At 40.0% G+C, this 8,562-nt stretch carries 3 protein-coding genes; all 3 read right to left on the bottom strand.

Annotation, left to right across the window (positions count from 1 at the left end; translation table 11 throughout):
- Positions 1-2,879, bottom strand: a 2,879-nt coding sequence (locus GNE10_RS28040; RefSeq protein ID WP_185568865.1) for a Calx-beta domain-containing protein, incomplete at its 3' end; no start/stop codon positions are given.
- Between the two features lie 36 nt (positions 2,880-2,915).
- On the bottom strand, positions 2,916-3,869 hold the full coding sequence (locus GNE10_RS28045; RefSeq protein ID WP_185568866.1) for a DUF4347 domain-containing protein: 954 nt from the start codon (positions 3,867-3,869) through the stop codon (positions 2,916-2,918).
- A 485-nt stretch (positions 3,870-4,354) separates the two neighbouring features.
- Positions 4,355-7,984 (bottom strand): DUF4347 domain-containing protein, encoded by a 3,630-nt coding sequence (locus tag GNE10_RS28050; RefSeq protein WP_221643019.1) that lies wholly within the window; start codon positions 7,982-7,984, stop codon positions 4,355-4,357.
- Between the last annotated feature and the right edge of the window lie 578 nt (positions 7,985-8,562).

Below are 8,562 nucleotides of genomic sequence, written 5' to 3' on the forward strand. Positions count from 1 at the left end.
CTAGAAACTGAAATAGTGCCTTCATTGACATTGGAACTACTCAAATTTATCGTGACATCAGCAGTGGGTTGGGTATCCAGTTGAATAGTAAAGTTAGCAGTACCACCAGCTTCGGTAGTTACTAGTGCATTTACAGGAGAGATAGTAATACCTGGTGTATCGTTGTCAGTGATAGTACCATTGGCTTGGGTATCGGCAATGGTGGCATTGATGGAATTGGTAAGATTGACAAAAAAGCGATCGCTTGATTCAGCAACAAAATCATTAAGAATCGGTATTGCGATGGTTTGAGTGGTAACTCCAGGGTTAAAGGTTAGGGTTCCTGTGGCTGGGGTGTAATCAACGTTAGCGATCGCAGTATCATTACTAGTGTTGTAATCCACTGTAATGACATCACTGCTGGCATTGGAGAGTTTAACAGTAAACACAAGATTGCCGCTATCTTCCTTGCCACTTTTATCTGCAATGGAGATGCTGGGTTGGATGTCATCGTTAATGATGGTAACTGTGGCTGGGGCGATGACACTGATTTGGTTGAGTTGGCTAAGGGTGAGATTAATGGTTTCGTCAGCTTCAGTGACCTTATCCCCCACAACATTTAATGTAATGGTCTTTGTTGTTTCTCCAGCAGCGAATTTTATCATCCCAGATGAACTAGCTGTAACACCTGCAACTTTAATAGTCTTGTAATCGGTGTTAAAAGTAGCTGTGCCATTGAAGGCATAATTGATGTTAGTGGCAACAGCAGTATCACCACTGCGGGTAACTGTGAAAGTGATGGTTTGCGTACCGCTATTACCTTCAGTCACAGTTGGGGTAGCAGTTGAAATTGTGTAATTTACATTGGGAGCAAAGTTAGTACTTCCTATATGATTTAACGGTTGACTAGCAAAGCTTTCTGGTGATGTGTTGCTAGCATTTCCTAATAAGAAATTTGGTGCAGTGCCAGTAATTACACTTGCCACCCAATCTGAAGCTGTTGCACCCGTGGTATTACCAGAACGCCCTACATATCCAGCTGTAAATGAGGTGTCAACAACTGTGGCATTCGTTGGAACTGAACCCACAGAATTTTTTCTAAATACAATGGAGCCGTATGCTATATCTGTAGTTCCCCCATCTAAAACCGCCACGGAATCCAGCACTGTCCAATTTGAGTAAGTAGCACCATCAGCAACACCATCGTCATTGGAGTCAATATCATTGCTCAAAGTGGGTGCAGTATCAGTTTGAATGAGAAAAAAGCTAACAGACCCACTTTCAATGTCGTTTGCACCTTGATGCCCAATTGAACTGGAAGCCCCACTTCCCCATCCGGTTCCAGTTCCAGTATTAGTAAATACATTGGCATTGGGGTTCACTGTATAACTATTACCTTTTTGCAAAAGAACCAGCAACCCATTGATACCAAACTGCTTACCAGACAAATCAAAAATATCTTGAACATTGCCGGGGTTAGTAGCAGAATCCCCTTCAATGCCTACTAAATAAGTTCCGGGTGGTAGAATCGCTGCGGGAGTTCCTCGCAGTTCGATATATTCTTTTGGGCTATCTGTACTGGGGGGGTCAAATAGAATTTCGTTGATTATTGTCGGAACGAAGAAATCATCAGTAACGATGTTTACTTCGGCTGAAGTGGTGGTAATTGTGGAACTTTCCGGCGCAGTTGTCAGGTTGGGATTACTGAGAGTAACAATAATGTTTTCATCAAGTTCAACTGTATAGTCACCCAAAACATCCACTGTAATGGTCTTTGTTGTTTCCCCTGCTGCAAAGTTTAAAGTCCCTGATGCAGCATTTCCTCCATTTGTAACTTGAATGTTGTTATAGTCACTGTCTAAAACTGCTGTACCGCCCAAGGCATAATCCACTGTACTCGCCACGTCAGTACCACCACTGCGGCTGATGGTAAAGGTAACAGATTGAGTGCCGCTATTACCTTCGGTTAAAGTCGGGGTGGTGGTGGAAATTTCGTATTCAATGGCATCGTTAGCAGCAATATTCAGAGTAGTTTCAGTTATTGTTCCAGGAACACCTTCTGTGAGCGTACCGAAGTTGAGTACAATCGTTTCGGCATTTTCAGGTAAATCATCTGGTTGAATGGTGAAAGTTATCAGTTTGGTTAAATTTGAACCTGCTGCCCCAGCATTAAAAGTAACGCTAGCGGGGGAAAAGGTATAATCGTCGCCATTGGTAGCAGTACTAATGTTGTTCACAATAATGGGAACTGTGACATCAGCATTGGGAGTCACATCTAAAGTAACAGCAATGGTTACCTCAATAGCAGTACTATCTTCTGTAGTGTTATAAGTAGCAGCACCAAAGTTAACTTTTGGGGTTACAGTATCATTGGCTAGGGTTGAAATGTTATTGGACGTTGAATTAGTTACTACTAAATCCAAGTCATTGTCTTTGTCAAAATCACCCATTGCAATGGAAGTGGGATTACTGGCTACACTAAAGTTACTGGCACTACCAAAACCACCGCTACCATTGCCTAATAATACTGAAACGTTGCTGGAGGAATTGTTAGTCACTGCTAAGTCAGAATTGCCGTCATTGTTGAAGTCCCCCACTACCACCGCAACAGGATTGCTTCCCACAGTCAAATTGCTGGCAGCCCCAAAGCTACCGCTACCATTGCCCAACAACACTGAAATATTGTTGGAACCATAATTAGCCACTGCTAAGTCAGAGTTACCGTCTTGGTTAAAGTCTCCCACTGTCAAAGAATAGGGGTTATTTCCCACAGTGAAATTACTCGCAGCCCCAAAGCTACCAGCTCCATTGCCTAACAATACTGAAACTGTATTAGAGCCATAGTTAGCCACTGCTAAGTCTAACTTCTGGTCATTGTTGAAGTCTGCTACTGCCCCCAAAAAAGGTTTTTTCCCCAAAATAAAACTAGCAAAATTTCAAAAACCGCCATTACCATTGCCTAACAATACTGAAACTGTGTTGGAACCAGAGTTAGTTACTACTAAGTCCAAGTTCTGGTCTTTATTGAAGTCCGCCACTGTGACGGAATGAGGATTTTTTCCGACATTAAAGTTTTTGGCAGCCCCAAAATCACCATTCCCATCACCCAACAACAATGAAACTGTGTCGGAGCCATAGTTAGCCACTGCTAAGTCTAACTTCTGGTCATGATTGAAATCTCCCACTGTTATGGAAACGGGATTATTTCCCACATTCAAGTTTTTGACAGTGCCAAAACCACCATTACCATCACCCAACAACACTGAAATATTGTTCGAGCCATAATTAGCTACTGCTAAGTCCAAGTTTTGGTCATTATCAAAGTTCCCCACTGTTACAGAACGGGCATCACTTCCCACACCAGTGTTGCTAGGACTTGCAAAAGATAAGGCTAAAATTGAGCCATAAGCTATTTTCACCTCCGGAGTCAAGGCTAAATCTGACTCAATGGAACCAATCTTCACTTCTAAATCCCAGTCACCGCCAAATTCGGCATTACCAGTGATGTCATTAGAAGCCGCCACATCTGCGCCTGTGATTTGGCTCAATTGTTGTACAAAAGCTAAATCAAAAGATGCCACACTGCAACCGTAAAGTAGAATGTCAGCATCATCAGTTAAATTATTTCTCCATTGTTGTAGTAGATTGCCGTAGGAGTTCAAATTGTCGGCATTGAGTTGAGTTGCTGCTAATTGTAAACTGCCTGCACTGCCGTGGGAAATAATTTGAACTGATTGGTATTTTCCACCTTGCAAGGCTTGAGTAATTTGTTCTACCCCATCTTGATTTGAGTTAAGGATTACTACACTAGTCTCTGGTTGAATGCCCGCAATCAAGGTTTGATAGTCGATAACTGCTTCATCAATAAAAATGATATTTTGATTTGGCATGTGTAATTCCTCTGTAAAGTTCCTTGGGATTTTATAAGTTTTGTAATTCTTGTTAGACAATAAAACTTGGGAACTGGAAATTTATAACTTTAGTCAGGCAACACTAAAGAGGAAGCAAATGCCGAGACATACGCTTCCAAAGATAAATAAAATAATTAACTCATTCCCCGGCTTTAGGCGGCGAGGATTTCGAGTCATTAGTAAGTAGTAGTTATACGCGATTTTTTTGTGCTTAGTAATACTAATAGCTATTGACCAATGACTAAGATGGCGAAGGGCAATTTATCCCATCCCTAGAAAGAATGGGCTTTCTCGCCGTCTTTCGTAATCTCACCTCTTTTTACAGAGGTAAAACAAAAAATCTGATATAGTAACTCAGGACAAAATTATGCTAAAAAAAAAATAATTACTACAGTATTATTACTGTAATAAGTAGGATGCGCTCCAAGTTGTATTAAAAAAAGTAAGACTTGCGTTGTCATCTCTTAAAAAGCAAAAAGTTTCATGTCATCATTTCTGATTGTAGCCATGCCTCGATTATCTGCGATCGCCACATTTGTCGCACCATAAAGATTGACAAAAAATGTTTCGTTGCCTTCAATTTTTTTGTCGCCTCTGATGCCTAAGCTAATATGTTTTAAGGTTTCACCAGGATTGAAAATGATTGTTCCCATACCAAAATTGTAATCAGAGTCAGAAACTTTGGCAGTACCATCACTAGTGTTGTAATAGACGATAACTTGCTGATAGCTGGGACTGGAGAGAGTGACGGCAAAGTTAGCATTAGTTATCATCCCTGTATTGCCTTCGTTAACTGAGACATCTGAAATCCGAATACTTGGTGTCTGATTGATGTCATCATTAAAAATTGTGGCAATTCCTAAACCATCAGCAATTGTGCCATTGCCAGCACCATACAAAGTAACAGCAAAGGTTTCGTTGGTTTCTAATTTACCATCGCCTTTGATGGGGACACTAAGAGTTTTCAGAGTTTCATCAGGATTAAAAACAATTGTTCCCAGTGCAGAATCGTAATCGAAATCAACAATTTTAGCTGTGCGATCGCTCGTATTATAATTAACGCTAACTGGCTGATAGCTAGGATTGGAAAGAGTCAGTTTGAAGTTGGCATGACTGGTTGTGCTGATATCACCTTCAATGACAGACACATTGGAAATTTTGATGCTTGGTTGTTTGTCATCATTGATGATTTTCAGGGTTGCAGAATTATTAGTAATGATAGAACTTTCCGGTGGTGATGTGAGATTGGGGTTACTCAATGTCACAGTAATATCTTCATTTAATTCAAATTTTTTGTCACCGAAAATATCGACTGTAATTGTCTTTGTCTTCTCACCGACTACAAATTCTAAAGTACCTGATAAGTCACGATTGATAAACTCACTAATTGGATTAACTTCTCCACTCCGAATTAGAACATTGTTATAGTCAGAGTCAAAAATTGCTGTACCGCTAAAAGCATAATCTACAGTACTCGCCACGCCAGTACCACCGCTACGGGTAACGGTGAATGTGGCAACTTTAGTACCACTGTTACCTTCTGTCAGACTGGGAATAGTGGAAATTGCATATTGAATAGGATCGTTAGCAGCAATATTGATAGTAGTTTCAGTTATGGTTCCTGGTTCAGCACCAGTCAATGTACCGAAGTTAACTACAACTGTTTCAGCATTTTCTGGTAAATCATCTGGTTGAATGGTGAAAGTAATCACCTGGGTTAAATTTGAACCTGTAGCCCCAGCCGCAAAGGTCAGGGTAGTAGGGGAAATAGTATAGTCTAGGTTTTGAGTAGCTGTGCTGTTACTATTGATGATTATGGGAATAGTGACATTTGTTCTGGGAATTCGACCTAAAGTCACAGGAATAGTTACTGTGATGGCGGTGCTACCTTCTGTGGTGTTGTAGGTAGCAGCACCAAAGTTGACTTTTGGAACTACATATTCAAATGCTCCGATGTCAAGTCTACCATACTCAATCCGATTAAAACCCGTGCCACTTTGGTCGGTAGTTAAGCTACCACTGTAATTGGGATCGCCAGCATTGAAAGCCGGACTGTTCGATTCTAAAGCATGAGTCTGGGTGGAACCGCCATAATTTCCTAACGGTTTGAGTCCTGGATTAGAGTTAACAATATCTGTACCAGTTCCCAATGTACTAAATAATACGTTTAAACCAGCGAGGTTGCCAATTAGGTTGTAAGCATTACCGTCAAAGTTCAGACCAAATACATCATTACCTAAATTCAGTAGGCTAGCGCTGTTAGTAGCAACAATGGTATTGCTGAGGGTGGCATTTGTACCGAAGATACCGCCACCGGTGTCTGCGGTGTTATTAGCAATGGTGCTATTCTTGACAGTAAGATTGGTACTAGAGATACCGCCACCAGCAGCGATCGCTTTATTTCCAGAAATTGTACTATTGGTAAAAGTGGCATCAGTACTAAAAACACCGCCGCCGTTAGCCAGGGCTGTGTTCCCAGAAATCGTACTATTGTTAACGTTGAGACTGAGACTAAAGATACCACCGCCATTGACTAGGGCTTTGTTCCCAGAAATGGTACTGTTACTCACACTAACACTGCTGGTACTGAAGATTCCGCCACCACCCACAGCAGCATTTCCGCCAGTTATTTTTAACCCATCAATTGATAGGGGCGCTGTAGCCGTAAAAACACGGGAAGCATTGTTGCCACTGATGGTAAGTTTATCAGCCCCAGTTCCTTGAATGATAACTTCCTCTGTGACATTTAATTCCCCAGAGGTGAGGGTAATAATGTCAGGAATAGCATCACCGAAGATTCCAGTCGGGTCAAAGATAATTGTCTCAACCCCAGGATCGTTATTTGCATCAATAATGGCTTGTCTTAACGAGCCAACACCACTATCATTGGTGTTGGTTACTACGTAGGTAGTCTTGTCTATTTGGACAAAAACATCATCAATTCCTAAGCCATGATCGTTACCTGAATCATCAACGTCTTCCCAACGTAATATAATTTCTTCACCAACAGCTATTGGGGTAGCTAAATCAATTAGTATTGATGTTTTTACACTTTTATTAGTTGCAAAATTTCCATCCAAAAAAGTGGCGATGGGCAGTGCAATTGGGCTGGTAAAATCCAGTGATGTGACAGGCGTCCATGTTCCTGTTGTCAAACTTGTAAGAGTTGTTCCAGTTTGATAACTAAAGTTGAGTTTTTGGGAAGATATATTACCACCATTGCGCCATTGTTCGCCCGTGTAACTTACTCTCAATTTACTAATTGCTGAATCTGTGTTGTTTTTCAAACGCAACCCATAGTAAATAGTTCCAGAAGCCACAGAACCAAGTGCCCGGTCTGTTGATGAAGTCGAACCAAAACTATACAATGCACCTGTATTAGAACTACCATTTCCAGCGTTGTAGCTTGTTGTTGTCGCATACCAGCCTGAAATAGTTGAATCATTAGTCCAAGAAATAGATGTTCCGGAATTAGCTAATGAATTAAAGTTTTGAGAGTAAGTTGTTCCAATAAAACTAGCTGGCAAAATAGATTGGTAAGCCTCCATGACCTCAGATTTAAATGCTAAGGAAGCTTCAATTTTTCCTGTTTTGACCTCTAAATCCCAGTCACCATCTAAATCTGTGCTACCTGTTTTGTCATTAGAAGCTGCAACATCCGCCTCTGTAATTTGGCTCAGAAGTTGTACAAATTTCGTACCTTCACCGTTGGCTACATCACAACCATAAAGTAAAATGTCAGCATCATCAGTTAAAGCATTTTTCCATTTTTTTAATAAATTTATATTGCTATTGAGGTTGTTAAGATTCAAATAATTTGACCCCAATTGTAAATTTCCTTGTCCGCCGTGAGAGACAATGTGAACTGATTTCACTGAGTTAGATTTAACTTTTCCTAGAAACTCAGTAATTTGCGTTAATCCATCTTGATTGGGGTCGAGGATAATAACTTCACTGCCAAGTGTAACTCCAGCTATGAGGCTTTGGTAATTGACAACTGCTGTATCTATAAAAACAATATTTGTCGTTGCTTCTAGTAAATTATTCACAATATTGTTTTGGTTGTTAGGCTGATTATCTAACTGTTTTTGCATGATTTTGAGTTCACAATAATTATTGCTTGTCATTGGCCAAATAATTACTTACTTTTCAGACATGAAAGAGTAGGCAAATTATTAAAAATTTGCTTTGATTTGCAGATTTAATTGCCAATTAAATCTATGTATAATTGGTAAAAAATGGAATATTTTTAATCTTTATATACCCTTCATTTTTTACACAATCTGGAAAAAATCAAAAAAATCTTCCTGATACCAATTTGGTATTACCAGGGAAGGAGAAAAATCAAAGACTTTCCTTGAAAATGGAGAGGTTTTGCAAATCGCGTGAAAAATCATACCAATTCTGTATGAAGATGCGCCAAACTATAGCAGGACTTACGCAAGTGTCACAAAAAATCAATTTTTTTTGCTTGTAGTAAGGACTTCAGTCCTTACTACAAACTTAAAATAATATGCCAGTTGCGTAAGTCCTATATAGCAATCGTATTTGAGTTGTGGAAAATTTCAGTAGTGGTTGTTGACTGTTAACGTGCAGCTTCACAAAGAAATGGTATCAGTACACTCTAGAAAAACTAGGTCATATTTGATAGTTAGAACTTTTAGTAAAATAA

The sequence above is a fragment of the Nostoc sp. 2RC genome, from assembly GCF_014222165.1.
In the GTDB taxonomy this organism is placed as follows: domain Bacteria; phylum Cyanobacteriota; class Cyanobacteriia; order Cyanobacteriales; family Nostocaceae; genus Nostoc; species Nostoc linckia.